General features: G+C 58.8%; 16 protein-coding genes and 3 pseudogenes. 9 read left to right on the top strand and 10 right to left on the bottom strand.

Annotation, left to right across the window (positions count from 1 at the left end; genetic code table 11):
* Positions 1-167 precede the first annotated feature (167 nt).
* From C7G61_RS45250 to C7G61_RS45240, 4 genes are all read left to right on the top strand, one after another.
* Entirely contained in the window at positions 168-413 is a 246-nt protein-coding gene (locus C7G61_RS45250) for a hypothetical protein (protein ID WP_190242199.1), read from the top strand.
* 14 nt (positions 414-427) lie between these two features.
* On the top strand, positions 428-637 hold the full coding sequence (locus tag C7G61_RS45245) for a hypothetical protein (protein WP_190242198.1): 210 nt from the start codon (positions 428-430) through the stop codon (positions 635-637).
* Between the two features lie 314 nt (positions 638-951).
* Positions 952-1,233: a hypothetical protein gene (locus C7G61_RS39350; protein ID WP_244608692.1), complete on the top strand. Its 282-nt coding sequence runs from the start codon at positions 952-954 to the stop codon at positions 1,231-1,233.
* A gap of 866 nt (positions 1,234-2,099) precedes the next feature.
* Positions 2,100-2,261 (top strand): hypothetical protein, encoded by a 162-nt coding sequence (locus tag C7G61_RS45240; protein WP_190242197.1) that lies wholly within the window; start codon positions 2,100-2,102, stop codon positions 2,259-2,261.
* A gap of 364 nt (positions 2,262-2,625) precedes the next feature.
* On the opposite strand, the gene C7G61_RS39330 is transcribed toward C7G61_RS45240, so the two are convergent.
* Positions 2,626-4,902, bottom strand: a complete 2,277-nt coding sequence (locus tag C7G61_RS39330) for a hypothetical protein (protein ID WP_108522987.1) — start codon at positions 4,900-4,902, stop codon at positions 2,626-2,628.
* A 436-nt stretch (positions 4,903-5,338) separates the two neighbouring features.
* Between C7G61_RS39330 and C7G61_RS47665 the strand changes: the two genes are divergently transcribed.
* Both C7G61_RS47665 and C7G61_RS46560 read left to right on the top strand, forming a co-directional pair.
* Entirely contained in the window at positions 5,339-5,620 is a 282-nt protein-coding gene (locus tag C7G61_RS47665; protein WP_420836834.1) for a hypothetical protein, read from the top strand.
* Between the two features lie 47 nt (positions 5,621-5,667).
* Positions 5,668-5,984, top strand: a pseudogene (locus C7G61_RS46560) (transposase); the annotation flags it as partial.
* 130 nt (positions 5,985-6,114) lie between these two features.
* On the opposite strand, the pseudogene C7G61_RS46555 reads toward C7G61_RS46560, so the two are convergent.
* The 8 genes and pseudogenes from C7G61_RS46555 to C7G61_RS39275 form a co-directional block, all read right to left on the bottom strand.
* Positions 6,115-6,258, bottom strand: a pseudogene (locus C7G61_RS46555) (IS256 family transposase); the annotation flags it as partial.
* A 380-nt stretch (positions 6,259-6,638) separates the two neighbouring features.
* A complete protein-coding gene (locus C7G61_RS39310) occupies positions 6,639-7,274 on the bottom strand; it encodes an effector protein NopP (RefSeq protein ID WP_274542310.1) in 636 nt (211 codons plus the stop codon).
* 377 nt (positions 7,275-7,651) lie between these two features.
* Positions 7,652-8,242: a tetratricopeptide repeat protein gene (locus C7G61_RS39305; RefSeq protein WP_108522974.1), complete on the bottom strand. Its 591-nt coding sequence runs from the start codon at positions 8,240-8,242 to the stop codon at positions 7,652-7,654.
* A gap of 33 nt (positions 8,243-8,275) precedes the next feature.
* Positions 8,276-10,393 carry a type III secretion system export apparatus subunit SctV gene (sctV, locus tag C7G61_RS39300; protein WP_108522973.1) on the bottom strand — a complete coding sequence of 706 codons (2,118 nt, stop codon included), beginning with the start codon at positions 10,391-10,393 and terminating at the stop codon, positions 8,276-8,278.
* 11 nt (positions 10,394-10,404) lie between these two features.
* Positions 10,405-10,833: a hypothetical protein gene (locus tag C7G61_RS39295; RefSeq protein WP_057850262.1), complete on the bottom strand. Its 429-nt coding sequence runs from the start codon at positions 10,831-10,833 to the stop codon at positions 10,405-10,407.
* Position 10,834: 1 nt separating this feature from the next.
* Positions 10,835-11,362, bottom strand: coding sequence for a hypothetical protein (locus tag C7G61_RS39290; protein WP_108522972.1), 528 nt, complete (start codon positions 11,360-11,362; stop codon positions 10,835-10,837).
* A gap of 30 nt (positions 11,363-11,392) precedes the next feature.
* On the bottom strand, positions 11,393-12,280 hold the full coding sequence (locus tag C7G61_RS39285) for a SctD/MshK family protein (protein WP_108522971.1): 888 nt from the start codon (positions 12,278-12,280) through the stop codon (positions 11,393-11,395).
* Positions 12,281-12,652: 372 nt separating this feature from the next.
* Positions 12,653-12,940, bottom strand: coding sequence for a hypothetical protein (locus C7G61_RS39275; protein WP_108522969.1), 288 nt, complete (start codon positions 12,938-12,940; stop codon positions 12,653-12,655).
* A gap of 630 nt (positions 12,941-13,570) precedes the next feature.
* On the opposite strand from C7G61_RS39275, the gene C7G61_RS39270 reads away from it, so the two are divergent.
* Positions 13,571-14,992: a DUF1521 domain-containing protein gene (locus C7G61_RS39270; RefSeq protein ID WP_108522986.1), complete on the top strand. Its 1,422-nt coding sequence runs from the start codon at positions 13,571-13,573 to the stop codon at positions 14,990-14,992.
* 747 nt (positions 14,993-15,739) lie between these two features.
* On the opposite strand, the gene C7G61_RS39265 is transcribed toward C7G61_RS39270, so the two are convergent.
* The gene (locus C7G61_RS39265) at positions 15,740-15,949 is read right to left on the bottom strand and encodes a hypothetical protein (protein ID WP_108522968.1); all 210 of its coding nucleotides are present in this window, start codon (positions 15,947-15,949) and stop codon (positions 15,740-15,742) included.
* Between the two features lie 658 nt (positions 15,950-16,607).
* On the opposite strand from C7G61_RS39265, the pseudogene C7G61_RS46550 reads away from it, so the two are divergent.
* Both C7G61_RS46550 and C7G61_RS39250 read left to right on the top strand, forming a co-directional pair.
* Positions 16,608-16,760 (top strand): annotated as a pseudogene (locus C7G61_RS46550) (NUDIX hydrolase); the annotation flags it as partial.
* A 300-nt stretch (positions 16,761-17,060) separates the two neighbouring features.
* The gene (locus C7G61_RS39250; protein WP_420836833.1) at positions 17,061-18,536 is read left to right on the top strand and encodes a M16 family metallopeptidase; all 1,476 of its coding nucleotides are present in this window, start codon (positions 17,061-17,063) and stop codon (positions 18,534-18,536) included.
* The last annotated feature ends 70 nt before the right edge of the window (positions 18,537-18,606 follow it).

Raw genomic sequence — 18,606 nt, 5'->3', positions numbered from 1 at the left:
TCCTCGCCGGACATCGAATGCCTCGAAAGCTCACGTCATGACGCAGAGCTGGACGCGCTCGAACACTGCTCGCGGCGAACGTTCGAGCCGATGCCACTGTTTGATGAAGGCCAGCGGCGGCTCCCTTGAGAGCCGTCTGCTCCATCCCGACCGGCTGGAGGAAGTGCTTGCCAGCGTCCTTGACCGTCGCCAGGAGCGCTCAGCGCGCCGCCGAACACATCGCCGAGCTCAACAAGCGGATCACTGAAACCGACCAGCGGCTCAACCGGCTCTACGACGCGATCGAACCGGGCGTAGCCGTACTGGACGCCCCAGGTCTGAAAGAGAGCATCGCGGGCCTCAAGGCGATTCGGGATCAGGCCACGGCTGACGCCGAGCGCGCCCAGGCCGCGCTCGACAGCGTCGGCAATTAGGCTGTCAGCCCGATATGGTCAAGACGTTCGCAGACGTGGCCCGTGAGCGGCTCCGGCTTCGCGACGGCGGCTATCGCCGCGATCACCTGCGCGCGCTCGCTCAGCGCATTGAGGTGGCGGAAAAAGAAGTCCGCATCATGGGATCGAAGTCAGAACTGCTACGACCCTGGTCGCCGCCTCAAGCGAAAAATCGGCGGCTCTCGGCGTTCGCGGTTCTGTACTGAAATGGCGCAGCCGACGCGATCCGAACGGGTGGCCTCCACCTTGGAGGGTCGCGCTCTATCCAGCTGAGCTACGCGTGCATCTCGCAGTACTTGCGCGCATTTGTTGCAAATGTGAAGCGACGGCATAACGCTCTCGCAAGTCGTTGAATTACGACCTCTCAAAACTCTTTTTGCACCAACTGGTTTGACACGTGCATTCGGGGGGCAAGCGTCTGGGCTGTCAATCGCGGAACTCGCTTTCCATGATCCGCTAGAATTGGGGCACGGAGATTTCGTACAAGACACGCGATGCATCGTGGGCTTCGCAGCTGCGCTTGACCCGCACTCTGGAGGCGATCGAAGCGTTGATGCCCGGGCTCTACGAAAATGTGCGTCAAGGACTTCAGGAACATGATGAACGAAAGTGTTTCAGTGTTGAACTGGTCAGACGCAGCTTCAAGGACATCCGTGCATTTAACGACAACTATAGAGACGAGTTTCCTTTCGGCGCCGTCGACCGCAAATCTCAACTTCAGGCACAGATCTATCACACCACCCCAGCGGCCGACCGGAGACAATATCTGGGGCCAAGCAAGCATTGGCCGCACCGAAAATGACACAATTTTATCGATTCCTTTGGTTGTGTTTCTTTCTCGACGCACTCCGAAAGTTCAGAGACGAAGAGGAAAGCCGGTAAGTTAATACGTCGACTTCATCCATTGGATCAATGGACCGAGTTACGACCGAGATCATGGTGTCGGCATCGCGGGCGAGAAGATGAGGCGCGCCGTCCGCTTCGAACGATGGCACCATCCGACTGAGGGCAATAGTATATGCGGCTTCGCGGTTGGCACGTGTTTTGAATGTCCGACCTTACCAGAACAGCTCAATGGGGGGACGAGGTGATGCGTTATAAGATCGTGTGAAAGATCGTTGGTCATCTGCGACCTCAACGTGCGACATTTGCTAACCTGGACGCGCGATGCATCCGACGAAAGCCTCTGTCGGTGTATCCTTTCTCTGCTCTCGTTCAGAGCCATTTGTCCTGCACCCTTGTAACTGTGACGCCTAGATTGAGACCCGGAAATCACATTATGCCAACGGAGTCGGACATCAAATCTGCGAACGCAAACAATCGCACAAGCACCGTCTGGACAATTGTGCTCGGCTTTGCCGCCGATTCGTTGATGCGGTGGAGTTGGCCTGACGCAAGGCGATATCTTCAGAGCATGCCTCAGTTCATCAACGCCTGTGGCGGACGAGCATTCGAGCATGGCACAGCGTACGTCACGGGAGGGATTCGCGCCGCGGCCCTGTGGCTGCCTCCCGGCGTGCAACAAGACGAGGAGGCGCTGGACGAAATCATGGCGCAGTTCCTGAGCCCGGGGATTACCGAGGATATGGTACACCTGCGGCGGGGAATGGCCCCGCTCACGCCAATATTGCGAACGGCTATTAAGCGGAATTCGGAGACGCTGAAGCGTTGGCCCAGCGCTTTGGCGTCGGCCAGGAAGCCGTGCTGCGGCGGCTGCTGACGCTCGGTCGCACCACCCAGGCCTTCTATGACAGCAAGTGCGCTGATTTCCAGAAGATCTACGCCCAGCTTGACGAACAGAAAGATCCGTCCGAAGGCGGCCCCAAGTAGCATTACGTGGTGCTGAGTCAGCTCGGTCGCACGTTTACCGAGCTTATTTCCAGGGCTATCACGATCGATATTTCACACTGCGCGATGTCGCGGGTCTCTTAAATATGAATGTTACGACCGTTGCTGTAATGGAAAAGGCGGCCTTTGGCATGGCGGCCTAAACCGGAATGGCCAAGAAGATTTACTGCATCGATACGAGTGCGCTGATTGCCGCATGGTACGAGCGCTATAAACCGAAGCGGAAGCTTTCAGTCTACCGGCCTGCTGAAGACCCATGATCTGATCACGGCCCGCTGGCTCCGGATTTCGGAGGTCTGGCTGATGGTGTCACCACAATCGGCACTCTACCGCGAGACGCCCCCGACTACATCCCGTGTCGAGCGGCCTGCGTCGACCGGTGCTCCGCCTCGGCAAGCGGATAGCGTGGGTGGCCGCCAAGCACTGTGCTCAACAAGGACTTACAGAACGCAGGCGTAAGCTTGCCGCGGTGGACCACGACGCTCTCGTGCCCCGTCGCAGCCCGGGCGTTCTGCCACTGCCGATTGTAGCCGCGCTGTTCATTGGACTTGACGTGGCAAGCGGCGAAGTCCACGTCATCCAGCGTCGCCAATTGCCGCGCAAGTACCGGCCGCTTCGTATGGATGTGCACCCACATCGGACTCGGCATTGCACCATTGCGCAGCGCCTTGGGTTGCAGCTTGATCTCGAACAGCGTCCCTGGCTCGCCCTTTAACGCGCGCGGTAGATCCGCAGGCGCCAACTCCTCGGCCGCCCGCAAGTGTTCAAGGTACTTCTGCGACGGAAAGGCGTAGGTTTTCATGCAATCGATCCTAGTCGTGGCCTTTCGGTCGTTCAAAACCTTGGCCAGCCCCTGCGCCTGGGACAACATCATCTTGAGCCGGACTGTTTTGTCGTGCACTTCGGGCACTTGCGCAGGCGTGAGTAGGCCGCTTCGACGAGGCTCCTCCAACGCGGCCACACAGGTCTGCATCTCGGCGGCCTGCGTCTGCAAGCGCTCAACTACGGTGTCCACGACGTGGTCGGCGTCCTCGGGTTTCATCTGGCGCGCTTGCGAGACGGCCCTTTGCTGACCAGACAGATCGAATTGCAAAAGTTCGTCCAATCGCTTGAGGAGTCGCGTCAGTGCCTCGATCGACGGCGGGGCCTGCCAGATCGCCAAGTGTGCCGTCGCCGACGATGACGCCCTCGCATGCGCCTCCTCCGCGCTCACGAGCTTCTTCGTACCTAGATCCGAGAGCACGAGAACCTTGGCTGCTGGCGCTGTGGCGTTGTCGGCCGTAGCGACCTGCGGCTGCGTCCCCCCGGCCGCCGAACTCCCAGCGCCAGCGGCCGGCGCGCGCTTGCCTTTCCCCTTCCTCCGCGCTGTAGTGCCTTCGGCCACTACATCCCTGCCGGTAGTGTTGGCCGGTATCGCAGCCCCAGCGTCGGCCGGCGGTGCAATGATGGCTGGCGTCTTCGGCTGCAGTGACAGGAGGCGCATGACCTCATGCGCAGTGACCCACGCGCCTTCCACGATCTGGCCCAACAGTTCCAATGGGAGGTCGGCACCTGTTCCGACATCGCTTAGCTTGGCAATGATGTCGTGCAACGCCAACGCAAATTCCGAAAGCCGCTCCATGACTCCTTCCAGAACGGCGCAGTGCTCTGCGTCGAGCGCGCGTCCTTTACTGTTTAGAACAGCGTCGGCCGTCGAGCGGAATGCCGGAAAAACGTCCGCGATGAAGGTTCCCAACAGACGCACCCGCCCGTTCTCACCCATGAGGATTTCCCTCATGGCTGGTTCGAACGTGCTCGCCTGCGGCTCAATCATGACCTGCGCGAGAGCAACCAGCGATTGCAGATGCATGCACTTCGTATTAAGTGCCCAGCCGGTGTGCAGCCGCAGTGCGGCCTCTTCGGCCTGCCGCATCTCGGCCGTTGTACTTGGTAAGTTGGCAGCGGCGACGCAGACGGACTGCATCCGTTCCGAGCGCAATGCCTTCTTTCCCCACCACTGCATGCAGGCTGCATAGCGGTTCGCCACACTGGAAACCGCTCGGCTCAGCTGGTCGGGGGGAGCGTTGGATTGGAGCATCCGGTCGAGCACGGTGGCCGCACTCTTCCTGCTCTGCTCCAAGGCGTAGATAGTCGGGGTGGCCAGTGTGTTGCATTGGTCCGCCGCATGGAGCGCCTCGTCGCGGAGTCGGCGAGCCTGATCGTCGGACAGAATGCTACGCGCTACATGCGGGGGCAGGCTCGCGCGGTAGTCCAGAACTTTTGAGCTTGCCTTGACGAGCTGGTCGATCCGCTCTTGCGCCTCCGACGAGTTCTGCACTTGCATGGCTGCATTACGGCAAGCGTCAAGTTCCTCAACCAGGCGGTCCATTTGTCGCTTTGTTGCCTTGATCTCGTCGCCTGTCGAGGAAATGGGGACTGCCATACCCGAAGTTCGCGGCTGGCTGGCGACCGGCGCCGTTCTATCTTGAGGCCCAGAGCGCATCCGCTCCACGACGGAATCGAACCGTTGGCTGCTTTCCCCAGGGGCAAGACTAGACTCCGAGCGCAAACTGCTCAATCCCCACGTGCTGTCGGCTCCAGCAGCCACAACGTGCGATTTGCTAGGTCGTCCAATGCCCGTCATATTCCAATCTCCGATACAGGCGAGAATGCGCAGCCTGTCTAGATAGACGGCCTGGCTGACAATTAGCTGACGAAGGGCATTCTCACGGATGCACAAAGAAAATCCGAATCACCGTGGCTCCAATTCCATGGAAGATGCCGTGGTGCTAGTGTCCCGAGTCACAAGTTCGCAATCGTAGCTTCGCGTCGCTGTGCCAAAGATGGCGCGCTGGCAACAGCGACGGCGGATCTGATCGCGGTCCAGCAACTTGCGCCCCTGATATAGAGCGATGACGAGCGTGCCGAACTGAAGTCGCTGACATGCGGCGAAAGAAGGCGCTAGCGCTGGCTCTGAGAGCTCGGATCGTGCTGTCCTGCGCGGAGGGCGGTCAGAACGAGGAAATGGCGGCAAGTTGGGCCTGGACACGCAGACGGTAGGCAAATGGCAGCGTCGTTTTGTGAAGCGGCGCGTGGCCGGGCTGCACGACGAGCCGCGTTCCGGGGCGCCGCGCACGATTGACGATGCTCGCATCGAAGCGGTGGTCGTGCGGACGCTGGAGAAATGCCCCCGAGAACGCCACCCATTGGAGTTCGCGCGACATGGCGAACGCCAACGGCCTGTCGGTGTCGACGGTGCAAGGCATCTGGCGAGCCTACGTCTCGGCGCCGTGTGGATGAAAAGTCCCAAATCCAGGCGCTGGGCCTGTTGGAATCCTCATCGCGGCTCGGTTGTGATTTAAGCTTCGGATGGAACGATTCGTTTTTGACTGACGCCCAATGGACGAAGATGGAAACGCTGTGTCTCGGCAAACCGAGCGATCCCGGACGCAGCGGCAAGGACAACCGGCTGTTTGTGGAGGCGGTGTTATGGATCGTGCGCCCGGGCAGTTCCTGGCGCGATTTGCCGCGAGCTTTCGGCCAATGAAATAGCGTGTACACGCGTTTCCGCGACTGGGTGAAGGCGGACGTGTGGACGCCTGTTCGGCGCGATCTCGGACGAGCCGGACATGTTATACGCCATGGTCGACGCCACGATCGTCAAGGTCCATCGCCACGGACGGGGCGCAAAAAATACAAAGACAGGCCATCGGCCGTTTGAAAGGGGAATGTCAGATATTTCGTGTAAGAGGCCTCTGTGAAGGTTGAATTGTAGTCGTTTCTTGCATCAGCCGGACATTGTCATCGATCCCATGGTGGCTAACAGTGGCCGGGCAGCAAGCTCTGTCAAGGCACCGGGTCCCCCTTTCTCGTAGCCAAGATGATCACTTAGCTCCGCACCAAGCGCCCGCCCAATCAGCGCCTTCTTCAGCTGCTTGAAAAGCCCGTCTGCACCTGTGAGGTCTTCAGGCTTCTCATACTTAGCAAGCAGTTGATCCAATAGTTCAGGGTGTAATCGTCGTCTCGGTCCTCATGTGGGTCTCCTCGGTAAGGTAAACTCACAGAAACCTGCTTACACATTCTTTTGACACCCTCTGGGCGCATCAGCGAGCGGGCACTCACCGAACCTGTGGTGAGCTGTCCCGAGACGATTTCGCAAGCTGGACCATAGCCTCGATTTGCCGGCTCTCGATGAGAATAGCCGGCGCGCTCTTTTGTCCAACCAGCACAACCAGCGCTTACCGCGCGTGAGGCCCGTGTAGGCGATGAAATTTCTTCAGCATCCTGAAGTGCTGCATGGCGACGGACACCAAAGACGGGTATTCTGACCTACTGGCAAATCCGGTGTCGCTTCGCATGATCTATCTTCTTCGGACCAGTCTACATAAAGTCATCGTCGTCCCAATCCGGCGTGGTATTTGGGGCACGCTGGGCCCCCCTGGCATCACGGCCGTCACTGTCTTCAGCTTTAGAAAGATACAATGGAGGCTTGTTTTTCCGCTGCCATTCGCCGTTATCATTCTTCGTCCACTTATCGGAATGCCGGGTAGGATCAAGCACCATCATCGAGTCACTCACCTCAACAAAACCCAACGCCGCTGCGCGGGCTTTCGCGTCGTCGTTGACAGCATGAGAGAGGAGCAAAGGCCGTTCGCCGTCGAGCCGAAGCTGATGTTCCAACAGAATATCGCCTGCGTTCTCGACGAGGGGATGAGTAACCCGAAAATCCACAGTGGATGTGAGTTCGGTCCGTCCGGGAAACTGTTCCCGCCAGCGCGCGCGTGCCTTTTCCTCTTTGAACACATCACTCATGCTAGCTCCGCCTTCCGTTCGCAGAAGTCCAACACTCTTGTTGCCTAGCTGATAGCTGAAATAGCGTGCGTTTTCCGAACCAGATTTCCTGCCGTGGTCATAAGCAACTTGTGCCGTGCGTTCGGCTTTCGAGGATGCGGGAAGCGAGTATTGCTGTGGTTTCGCAGCGATATGCTGGATTTCATCGCCATAAAAGTCCCTCACGTTCTCCTCGAATGAAGACCTTGTGATCTCCACCACAGGAGGTCGCCGAACGAGGGAGTACGAGGGTGTTGCTCCCGAAGACGAACTAGCGCTCGGCGCCGCTATGTGCATCTCAGCAAACATGTCCGCAAAGCGTTGGCTGTCTGCATCAGATTGCGTGTGGTTGGTGGCGGATTGTCTCATTTCATCAGTGTCGGAAGCACCGGGTGAGCTATTGATTCGGCCATACATGGTGATTGGGTTTCCTATCGGTGAAGTATTCTCCCACTGAGTTCAGACTCGTCAGGCACCGCGAACTTGATAGTCAGCCTAGCTGACGACGAGCTGACGCGCAGGCGTTAAGCGTGTACGATCCGGCGTTCTACGCGAAGGCCACGCTATGGCGAACGGGCCAGCGCACCCGGCTCGTGCGAAAGCGGTTGCAGGCTGGCGTTTCCAGTATCGGCATTCCCAGCAAGTGCGAGCGATAGGCCGAGATTGTTGCGCAACATCTGATTGCCTGGGGCCGCTGCGAGAGCCTCGCGATATAGCGCTTGTGCTTCATCATGACGCCCCTTGGCGTCGAGAACCACCCCTTTTGCATTCAGGGCACGCAAATTACCAGGAACTGTAAGCAAGATCTTGTCGGCTACCTCAAGTGCTTCGCTCGCGCGTTTCTGTGCCAGAAGGGCCTGCGTAAGCGAGATTGCCGCATCGACATTGTCTGGCTTTTGCTTCAGAGCCTCACGCAAACTCTCCTCGTCGGAAACCCGGACGAGGGCGTGTGCAATGCGCTCGCGCATAGCAGAATCGATGTCCTTGGCGCCCAGCAACTCCGGCCGCGGCGTCTCTTGAACTGAGATAGCTTGCTGATCCAAGCTGGCGCAACCACCAAGCACAAGGGTGGCGAATAAAGCGACGAGAGTAAAGCCCGAGGGCGGATGGAACGCATACAATCGAGCAGCGAATCTTATTGTAGGTGAATTCATGCCATCCATCTCACGACCGACTGCTGCACTCTGTTAGCCGTTTGTGGCATGCAGGTTGCGTTGTTCTCCTGTCGGAGCTTTTTCCTTGGGACCTGTAAGCTTGAGCGACCCCACCGGCTGGACCGTGAAATCGGAGGCGAGATCCTGATAAGACAGAACAGGAAGATCGAACCCGTTGCGGGTGAGAAAGCCGCGGACGAAGCGCCTGATATCCAGCGAACTCAGGATGACGGGCTGGCTCTGACCTGGTGGCAGGCCTAAATGAATCTGGCGCAGTTGCGACAGCAACATCTCGCTATGCCGGTCCTCCAGCGCGAGGTACGGCCCGACGGTGGTCTCTCGGACCGCACTACGAATCACATCCTCAGTTTCACGTTCGACGATAAAGGCGGGCAGAACACGGTGAGCGTTGGCATGGCGATAGCAGATTTGCCGCCTTAGGCCGGAGCGGACATATTCGGTGAGCAGGACGGCGTTTTGCTCGCGTTCGCTCCATTCGGCGAACGCTTCCAAGACCAGCCGGGTGTTACGAATCGGGATGCCCTCGTCGAGCAGGCGACGCAGGACATCGGCGATCCGGGGAACTGGAGTCGTGCGTAGCACTTCCTTCACCAGGTCGGCATACTCCTGCTCCATCCGGGCGAGCAATTGTCGCGTCTCTTGAATGCCTACCAAGCGCTGCGCATATCGCGTCAGTACGGAACTGACGCGCAGGGCTATGATTTCGCTCGGACGGTGATGCCCGATCCCGGCCGCTTTGAGAGCCGGTGCATGGCTCTGTTCGATCCAGATCCGGTCGGTGTCTGGATCTTGCCGATACGGGATGCCGCTCAATTCAATGTTCGCTCGGTCGTCGGTGAGCGCGAGCTGCGTCGGATCCACCCGATCCCGTTCAACCGGTACCCCTTCCACATCTAGCCTAAACTCGGATTGGGCCAAACGTTGATCGACCTGGACTGGAATGCGGGGAATCGTGATGCCAAGATCGGCTGAGACCAGTGCCGAAATGCGAGCGATGTGCTGCTCAACTTCCTCTCTGTCAATCGCGTTTACCAGGTTAGGTGCAAAGAATACCGCGACCGGAAGCGCCTCCGCAGGTATGGTTTGTCGTTGAGCCTGCGCTGGATTGGAAGTCGGAGTACTAACGTTAGCGCTCGTCTTGGAGCCCGTGTTCGCGCCTTGCACACCGCCTTTGACATAGCTCGTCCCGGCAAAAAGTGCGGCCAGCATGAGAAACGGGGGCAAAGGGAAACCTGGTATCAGCCCCATCAGAAGTAAGACGCCGGACGCTACCCGCAATGCCTCGGTACTGGCCGTGAGTTGGTTGATGATATCGGCACCAAGCTTGAGCTTGGAAGGCCCATTCACACGTGTGACGATGGTTGCGGCCGTAACCGACAGCAGGAGCGCCGGAATCTGAGAAATCAACGCATCGCCGATGGTGAGCAGCGTATATTGATGCAATGCCTCATCGACGGACATGCCCTTGGAGAGCAGTCCGATGCTGATTCCTCCCAGCATGTTGATGCATATGACTATGAGTCCGGCAATGGCATCCCCTTTCACGAACTTCATGGCGCCATCCATCGCGCCGTGAAGTTGGCTTTCTCGCTCCAGTGAGGCTCGCCGGCTGCGTGCCTCGTGCTGATCGATATGACCGTTGCGTAGCTCCGCGTCGATAGCCATCTGCTTGCCCGGCAGAGCGTCGAGCGTGAATCGTGCCGACACTTCAGCAACGCGCTCGGCTCCCTTCGCGAGAACCATGAACTGCACCATGGTCACGATCAAAAATATAACAATGCCGACCGCGATGTTCCCTGATATCACGAACTCACCGAAGGTGTGAATGATGCTGCCGGCGTCTCCTTCAGCAAGAATCAGCCGCGTGGTCGCGATGGTCAGCGCCAGACGAAAAACGGTAGAGATCAGGATGACGCCGGGTAAGGACGAGAAATCCAGTGGCGTACTGAGATACAGAGCAACCATCAGCAGCAATACGGCAAAACCCAGATTGAAGCCGATCAGCATGTCGACCACGACGATCGGCATCGGCATGATCATCATTGCGATTGCCAGAAGCAGCATGAACGCGACCATGAAATCCGGGTGGAATGGCGCGCGCACGATAAGCTTACGAAGGAGGTTTGCCATGGAGACGATTCTTATTGTTGTTCCGTTGGGGCTGTCCTGCCACGCAGGGACACATAGTCTTGGAAGACTGCCCGCGCCTCGTCCATACGGCCGGCCCGTCGTAGCGCGTGACTGCGGAGAAGCGTCAAAGGCAGACGCGAAGAGGGCTCGTCATCAAGCGTGTCTAGTCTATCCAGCACGGCAAGTGCTTCATTGCCAAAGCCCTCCGAGATGAGAGCATAGGTAAGAATGCGAAGCAGGTCGACGTCTTGCGAATCGTCATGGGCAATGAGCCGCAACAGAGCGAGAGCTTGTGCGCTCTGTCCACACGCAAGGTGGACAAAGGATATTGCGCAGACCAAATCACGCTCCTGCCCTGAGATTGGCAAGACATCGCCGGTTTTGGAAGCATCGGCCGGCGGCGGTGGACTGGCGAACTGCGCTCCGCCCGAGTCGATCATGCTAGCCCCCAATCAAACTGTTCTGGTTCTGCCGGAGCAGGATGAGCCGCCGGAGCTCCTGCTGCAGGGCTTCGGTCCCTTCACGCGCCGCCGAAGCCTCCGGTTCGGCGCATAGCCTATCGGCCAAGCGCTCGAGAAGAACACCATGCTTCTCTGCTCGCAGCACGTCCGGGTCACGCAGGCGTGGTGTCACGAAGGAGAGCAGGCCAGTTGCGAGATTGCGGCCATAAAGTGAAGCGAGTGCTGCACGGGGATCGATCTCAGCTATCCGTACGCGCCTCTCGTTGAGACTGACGCGCGAGACGGCATTGATATCGTTTACCTCAAGCGCGGCCTCGATTGGCAGATCCGGCGCCTCGGTATCCGGCCAAACCGACCCGTGCCTCTTCTCGCCACCGCCATCGGTGCCATGGATCCCTAAATTATGGACTTGAGGGAGGGCCGGCTTGTTCGCTGGCTCATGGTCGTGCGTGTTGAGCCTTTGCGAAGAGGTGCCAAGTCCGACAGGATGCTGGGGCAGCTTGGTCATGACGTTCTCCTTTCCTGCGGCGGTGGAGCTCTAATAGGGAAGAGCAGCAAGCCGTCCATTCCGGCTGAGCAGTACGCGTCCCGTCTCGATACGATCGACCGTCCATCCATCGTTCAACAGCGCGCCCACGAAGTACTTTTGGCCACCAATAAGAAGATAGGGGTGGGCTCCGCGCCACACCGCCTGGACAGCAATTGAGGAGGGCGGCTTATCCTCCTTCACGATCACTCCATTTACGAGTGTCAGCGATCCGTTCGTATGCTGATCGAACCATTGCTGAACCTTCTGCCATCTACTGACTGACGCAGGCGTCACGGTGCCCTCGGCGCTGACCACACCTGGCCCAGGACCGATCTTGATATTGAGAAGTCCCGCTTTGTTGACCTCCTCTTGCAGCTGTTCGGCGGCCGCATGGAGGGGGCGATCATCAGGACCGTTGAGCGTCAGCTTCGGTGGAAGTGCGGCGACAGGGGGCGCATCGGGGCTCAGTGCACCGGCACTGCCGTCAAAGAGGAAGCTGACTGCAAGAGTGGCGATCCCGACAGAGCTCAGCAAGACCAAGGCGGCTGCTATTATCGAGACACGCGACAGGCCGATTGATCCTTGCTCCGAATCCTGTGTGCAGCGAATGGACATCGTGCCCGCATGAACGACGGCAGGAAGAGAAATAACAACCCGCTTGCCTACGGCAATATCTCCGTTTCCTTCTATGCTGACTCCGGCTGCTAGAGCCTCGATCTCCATCGAATCGTGCAGGGGGGTGAGACGGAAGTGATTGGGCTCGAGCCCCTGTTCGACGAAGACGATATCGGCATCGAGGCCACTTCCGATAAGGCTCGTTCCGACGGGCGCTTCACCGGTCACCCCGGAATAGAGCCCTGATAGCACTTCGAAATCAACGGAGGCCGGTTCGTTCACGGAGAGGCTCCCTGAGCAACGAGAAGCCGTACGGCGTTGCCGTACGGCTGGTTCCGAATTCGTCAGGCTGTAGAGAGCATCCAGCACGCGAAAAAAGCGGCCGTGAGCCCCTCTTGCAGCGCTAACTCACGCGCTCGTCGGCAACCTTCTTTTCGGACGAGAGCTCAGTCGTAATTCTGCGCATCACGATGCTATTGGCCTGAGCTTCTTTGCTAACACGCTCGAGCTCGGCGAGCTGCGCCGCGAAATCGCCAGCCCCGGTTTGCTGATTCGTAGGGACTTCAGACGGAGTGGGGAAACCGCCAACGGGAGAAACCATATCGACTCACCTTTCTGTTTGGAAGTTACTGCTACTGATGACCTGCCTCACGCCTAACCAACTGGCGTGACGACGGCAGGAAATGAAATCATTACATGCGCGCCTGGCGGGCCATTCAAGAGAGTCAATTCGCCGTTGCCGTGGTTACACTGGGGGGTGCTTCCTGCGGCAGGGCCATTGTCCTTGGCGACCTTGTCAGCATCAGCCTTCTCAGGCTCCAAGCTGTGAATAACCTTCTCGAAGGCTTGGTCGAGTACTCCACCGACAGCGGAACCAATTGCCGCTCCCGACGGTCCACCGAGCCATCCACCAGCCGCGCTTCCGATCATTTCTCCAATCATCGCATTCTCCTGTGTTCATCTCCACTAAGATCAATAGACGACTCGTCGCCTAGAGATCAGCGCTCTCATCCTAAGAGGATTACCTTTCGAGAAGCTGACGAGTCTCAGAAAGGCCGCGGAATGAGTCGTGGTGGCCCAACTTTTTCTCTCACGGACGGTTCTCTAAGGCACCGAAAGACCGCATGGAGCATTCACGCGAGAGGCTCGGCCGACGTTCTTTAGAGAGCGTGGACGCTTGCCGGCCGCGCGTCCCAAGATGTCGTTGTTCCGACGCCCATCACGAAGAGCGATTCGTCGCGATCACATGCTCTCAACATTCAGATGATCCGAAAGCTGATGTGCTGGTGGGCGATTATCTTATCGTCAGCTTTTCGACAGGTACTCAGGATAAACTTCCTGCGACTTGGATGCGCTCGACGTGAGAGGCCCGCATTGCCGAAGGCAATGGGTAAGAGAAGTGGTCCGCCGATCAAGGCTGTTGTCGCCTGCAACAAGAAACGCGAGGGCGGCCTGCTGCTGGTCATGACGTGGGATTGGTTTTTGAATGGCCTCGGCGCAACGTGCCAAGTTGATTGTGCGGGTGGTCCTCGCAGTCTGTCGCTTCCTTCAATGCAATAGGAGTGAATGAAAATGGCGTATCTTCCCGTGGTGGGCGGCTTCAATCCGGCGGTAGGGCTAGTGCCTGAAGGCGTGCCCGCCGCTCCAATGTTCAACGTGGTGATGGGGCAGTACGCCGGCGCTGCCGGCGTCCCGGTTGGGGCCTACCAGTACCTGCCGGTAAATGGTCCGGCCGTCGTCGCTCACGCCGTACTCAGTCGGGCCCACGTTTCAACCGTTCTCGCCCTGCCGCCGCCTCCTTCGTTCGCGCCGGTCGCGCAGAACCAAAGCTCGTCGTCCTCAATTGATCCGGTGTGGACGCATGAGGTCCATGACGGCAAGGCCACGATCCACCTTGGCGATAAGTATACAATCACGGCGGACGAGAAGGACGGCACCTGGACTGTCCGCAACAACGAGACCGGGCATGTCACGAAGATCCACGGCGATCCTCACTTCGATGCTGATGGGGACGGGAAGGACGATTTCGATTTCAAGAAGGGCATGACCCTGAAACTCGATGATGGTACGAAGATCACCGTGGATACGGCCGACTACGGCAACGGCAAGAGCATTTCATCGAAGCTCACCATCACGAATGGCAGCAACGCCATGGTTGTCGAGGGCCTCGGTGACGACAAGGATGGTGCCAACAATCTGAAGGTGACGCAGTCTAATGCTGGCCTCACTCTCGATGAGCTGACAGCCGATGGTTCACAAACGATCCATGAGCAAGGTCAGGGTTGGGTCGACGGCGCCGGGCGTGAGGTGGACCAGGCGAGTATCGATGCTGGTGAAGAGGGGCGCGCCCCGGGCGCCGGCTCCCAATCCCAGTACACTCCTCCGCCGCTCGCTACTCCATTGTACTACTACACGCCAGTTTTCGTTCCTCCTCCCCCGCCTGCGTCGATGACCCCAGTTGCGGTGAACCAGAGCCCGCCACCTAAAACTAATCCGGTGTGGTCGCATGAGGTCCATGACGGCAAGGCAACGATACACCTTGGCGACAAGTATACAATCACGGCCGACGAGAAGGACGGCACCTGGAGCGTTCGCAACAAAGAAACCGGCCATGTCTCGAAGATTCATGGTGACCCTCATGTCGATGCTAATGGAGACGGCAAGGACGACTTTGATTTCAAGAAAGGCATGACCCTGCAACTCGATGATGGCACGAAGATCACCGTGGATACGGTCGACTACGGCAAGGGAACCATTTCGTCCAAGCTCACCATCACGAATGGCGACAACGCTATGGTTGTCGAGGGACTCGGTGACAAGAGGGACGGTGCCAACAATCTGAAGGTGACGCAGTCCAATGCTGGCCGAACCCTCGATCAGCTTACGGCGGATGGTGCACAGACGATATATGAGCAAGGTCAAGGGTGGGTCGATAGGTCCGGATGGCGGGTCAACCAGGCGAGCATTGACGCCAATGAGCGGGCTGCCGGGTAAGGCCGATCTGAGCACAGTTCAAAATAACGGGAGCGGGCGCTGTCGCCCGCTCTCCCATGCTCCTCAGCGCGAGTGCGCAGGGAAGCGCCTCGCTTCGGGATACTCATGCGTATTCCGCGCTCTCACGCTATCGATGATCTGGCTGTCATATCTCTGCCGGTAACAGTCTGCAACGAAGGCACGACTGGACGAGTGGGGGCGTCTCAACCAGCGAGAGTTGGTCCAACCTCAAGTCGACGATGCACAGGATTCTACCAGTAGTTCCATTGCAAGGTCGATTGATTGACAAGAGGGCCTCGGCGGCCGGATGCGCTATGGCGGCGAACGCCAGGCGGCAGGAATGCGCGATTTATCGGGTTTACGGCCAAGAGCGACGCGCCGAGTCGTTAGGCGCGTCCAGCCGCTACGCAGCGCGCGAGGAGAGGAAGATCCTGTTCGGTCTCTCCCCCGTATAAGACACCTTATGACGTGCAAGTTTGTAAATGCGCGATTGCCTGAAGCGAGGCGCGTCCGTTAGGTATGTGAGCCAGACGTCTTGGGCTACCGAGATGCGGATGACCGGAGTGGCCCGGAGCGACAAGAACCCTAAGGACTGTGACGCCAAGCTTACCGCAACCGATCAGAACGATCAGACACTATTGTGGTGCGGATCCTCCAGCTGCGGAGAAGCTCCTCTCCTTTCTCTCTTCTCACCGTTGTTTGGATGTGCCGTGTGCCGCTCGTTGTTCCCGACTCGACGGGGCGGAGTCAAACATCCTCTTCTGTGTCGTCCATGACAGAGTCTAGATCGGCCTGCGCATCGCTGACAATTCGCATTGCGATCATGCCAAGTGCCGATTCGAAAGCTTTGCGTTGTTGCGCGGCCTGCGAGTTGGCGTCATCGGCCCCTTCGGTTCCGTCAAAATTCGCACCGTTATTGCTTCCCGTTGCTCCGATATCGGGTGCACCTGCGTTCATGTTCGTAACACCGCCTGTTGATAACCACTCTCTCATCCTAGCAACGTTAGCTTTCGAGAAGCTGACGAGGCTCAGTGCGTTTCATGATGAGCCATTGGAGGCCACATCGATGCTTCCGTCAGGTGAGGCGTCGGGGTCTGCCAAAGAAGAGCTAGTGCTGGCCGGAGAAGAGTTTGAGGTGGGGCAAGACGGTCTCGGTGGACGCTAGCACGCCGGCAATCCGAAAAGCCTGTTTCATTTTGAAGAGCTCCTCCTGCAGGACGGCAGCTCTCGGCAGTGGCCGCCAAGAGGGTGCGTCCGAATTGGCTGAGGCGCTCAAGCACCTACGTAAGTTGTAGGAAGAAGACGATGGAGGCCGACACGCTTCGTGTACCCGTGGAGCACGGTCGGGCAAAGAATGAACTGCGCGATCGTCATCATTGCCGGAGCCAATAGTTTGTGATGCCGAGGAGGGACGTGAAACTCGATGCAATGCGAGCACCTGATCCTGCAGGTCGCTGAAGTAGCGCTTGAACGGCGCAGCGGCCGGTGCTGGAGGGCGAGCTGATTGAACTCAAGGTGCGGTGCGAGGTGCAGGACAAAATTCGCCGGGCCCGAACCTTCCACATGATCTTGTCGCGTATACGCTAGGACATTTCGGGTCATTCGGATCGAAGAAATGGCAAGATCGTCAAAGCTCGTCGCGTCGAAGCGCGGCCGGGTACTCCTGGTGCGGCGGCGCCGCGACAAGCTTTGTATGTCTCCTGGCGGGCGCCGGCGCGGCCACGAAACGGCGGAGCAGTGCCTCTGGCGCGAGATCAAGGCGCCATTATGTGGCGTCGCAGGATTTAGGCAAGCGCGAGGCGGCGAGTTATTGTGCGTTTTCGTGTGCAACGTCGTGTTCGCAACATGTTGGCGGATACCAAACAAGTGCGGCTTTGGCTTTCGGAAGAGAAAGCACGCGCCACGCTTCGTTTTGCGTCCAGCTGCCCGCGCAGCGGTCCGTGCGCGGGAGCATTAGGCGCGATTGGCCCGGCTTTTGCTCCCTTGTTTGCCAACGGCGTGCGGCTCTCTGCTTTGTCGGGATCGGCCGTTGCAGAATGTGTATCTCGATGTGACCAAAGGCGATGCCATGAAGAATTGGAGTTCCGTGACAACCAAGGTGCTAGGCACGGCCACTGTTGCAATGGCCTTGACGACACCCACCGCGCTGGCGGTCGAATACAAAGTCGAATACAAAAGGGATAATAGCAGCAATCCTAGCCTCCGGGACGTTGCTGAAAACAGGAGCGTGCTTGCCCAGATCACAGTCACCTCGGAACGACCAGCAAGCTTCACGCTTGCGAACGGCCTGCAGGTAGTGGTGATCCCCGATCATCGTACCCCTGTCGTGACCCAGATGATTTGGTATAAGGTCGGCTCCGCCGATGAGACGCCGGGCAAATCGGGGCTTGCGCATTTCTTCGAACACTTGATGTTCAAGGGCACAGCGAAGCATCCGCCCGGCGAATTCTCCCAGACCGTGCTGCGCGTCGGCGGCGACGAGAATGCCTTCACCTCGCCCGACTATACCAGCTATTACCAACGCGTGCCGCGCGAGCAGCTGACGAAGATGATGGAATTTGAGGCCGACCGCATGACCGGTCTCGTTCTCCAAGATGAGGACGTGCTGTCCGAACGCGATGTTGTGCTCGAAGAATTCAACATGCGCGTCGCCAACAATCCCGATAGGCGGCTCACCGAGCAGATCAGGGCGGCGCTTTACCTCAACCACCCCTACGGCCGCCCCAATCTTGGCTTTCGCCAGGAGATCGAGAAGCTCGACCGCGAGGACGCGCTCGCGTTCTACAAGCGCTTCTACGCGCCGAATAACGCGATCCTGATCATCGCCGGCGACGTCGATCCCAAGGAAATCCGCCCGATGGTGGAAAAGAATTTTGGCGACATTCCTGCGCAGCCCGCGATTCCCGCGAAGCGCGTGCGGCCACAGGAGCCGACGCCCGCGGCACCCCGCACCGTGACGCTCTCCGATCCCCGCGTCGAGCAGCCCACCTGGCGCCGCTTCTATCTCGTGCCCTCGGCTACCACTGCGGCCGCAGGCGAGAGCCCTGTGCTCGACGTGCTCGCGCATTTGATGGGCGGCGGGATCAACTCCTATCTCTACCGTGTGCTGGTGATCGACAAGCAGCTCGCCATCAGCACGAGCGCGAGCTACGAGGGCACCTCGCTTGATGCCTCGCAATTCATGATCTCTGTCATGCCGAAACCTGGCGTCGAATTCGCCCAGATCGAGGACGCGATCGACAAGGTGATCGCCGACCTCGCGCAAAATCCCGCGCGCGCCGAGGATCTCGAGCGCGTCAAGACCCAATTGATTGCGCAAGCGATCTACGCCCAGGATGACCAGGCGACGCTTGCGCGCTGGTATGGCACCGCGCTCACCACCGGGCTCAGCATCGACGATATCCGAAGCTGGCCGGACCGCATCCGGGCCGTCACCGCCGAGCAGGTGCGCGAGGCCGCGCAAGCATGGCTCGACAAGAAACGCTCCGTGACCGGCTATCTGATCAAGGAATCTGCGCCCAAACGTAAGGAGAAGCGCTCGTGACCCATTCTCTCACTCGGCGTGCCGTCCTCGGTGGGGCCTCGCTCGCGATCGCGACGCTCGGCTCTGCACC

It is taken from the genome of Bradyrhizobium algeriense, from assembly GCF_003062295.1.
In the GTDB taxonomy this organism is placed as follows: Bacteria; Pseudomonadota; Alphaproteobacteria; order Rhizobiales; family Xanthobacteraceae; genus Bradyrhizobium; species Bradyrhizobium algeriense.
This window is presented reverse-complemented; position numbering and strand designations above follow the sequence as displayed.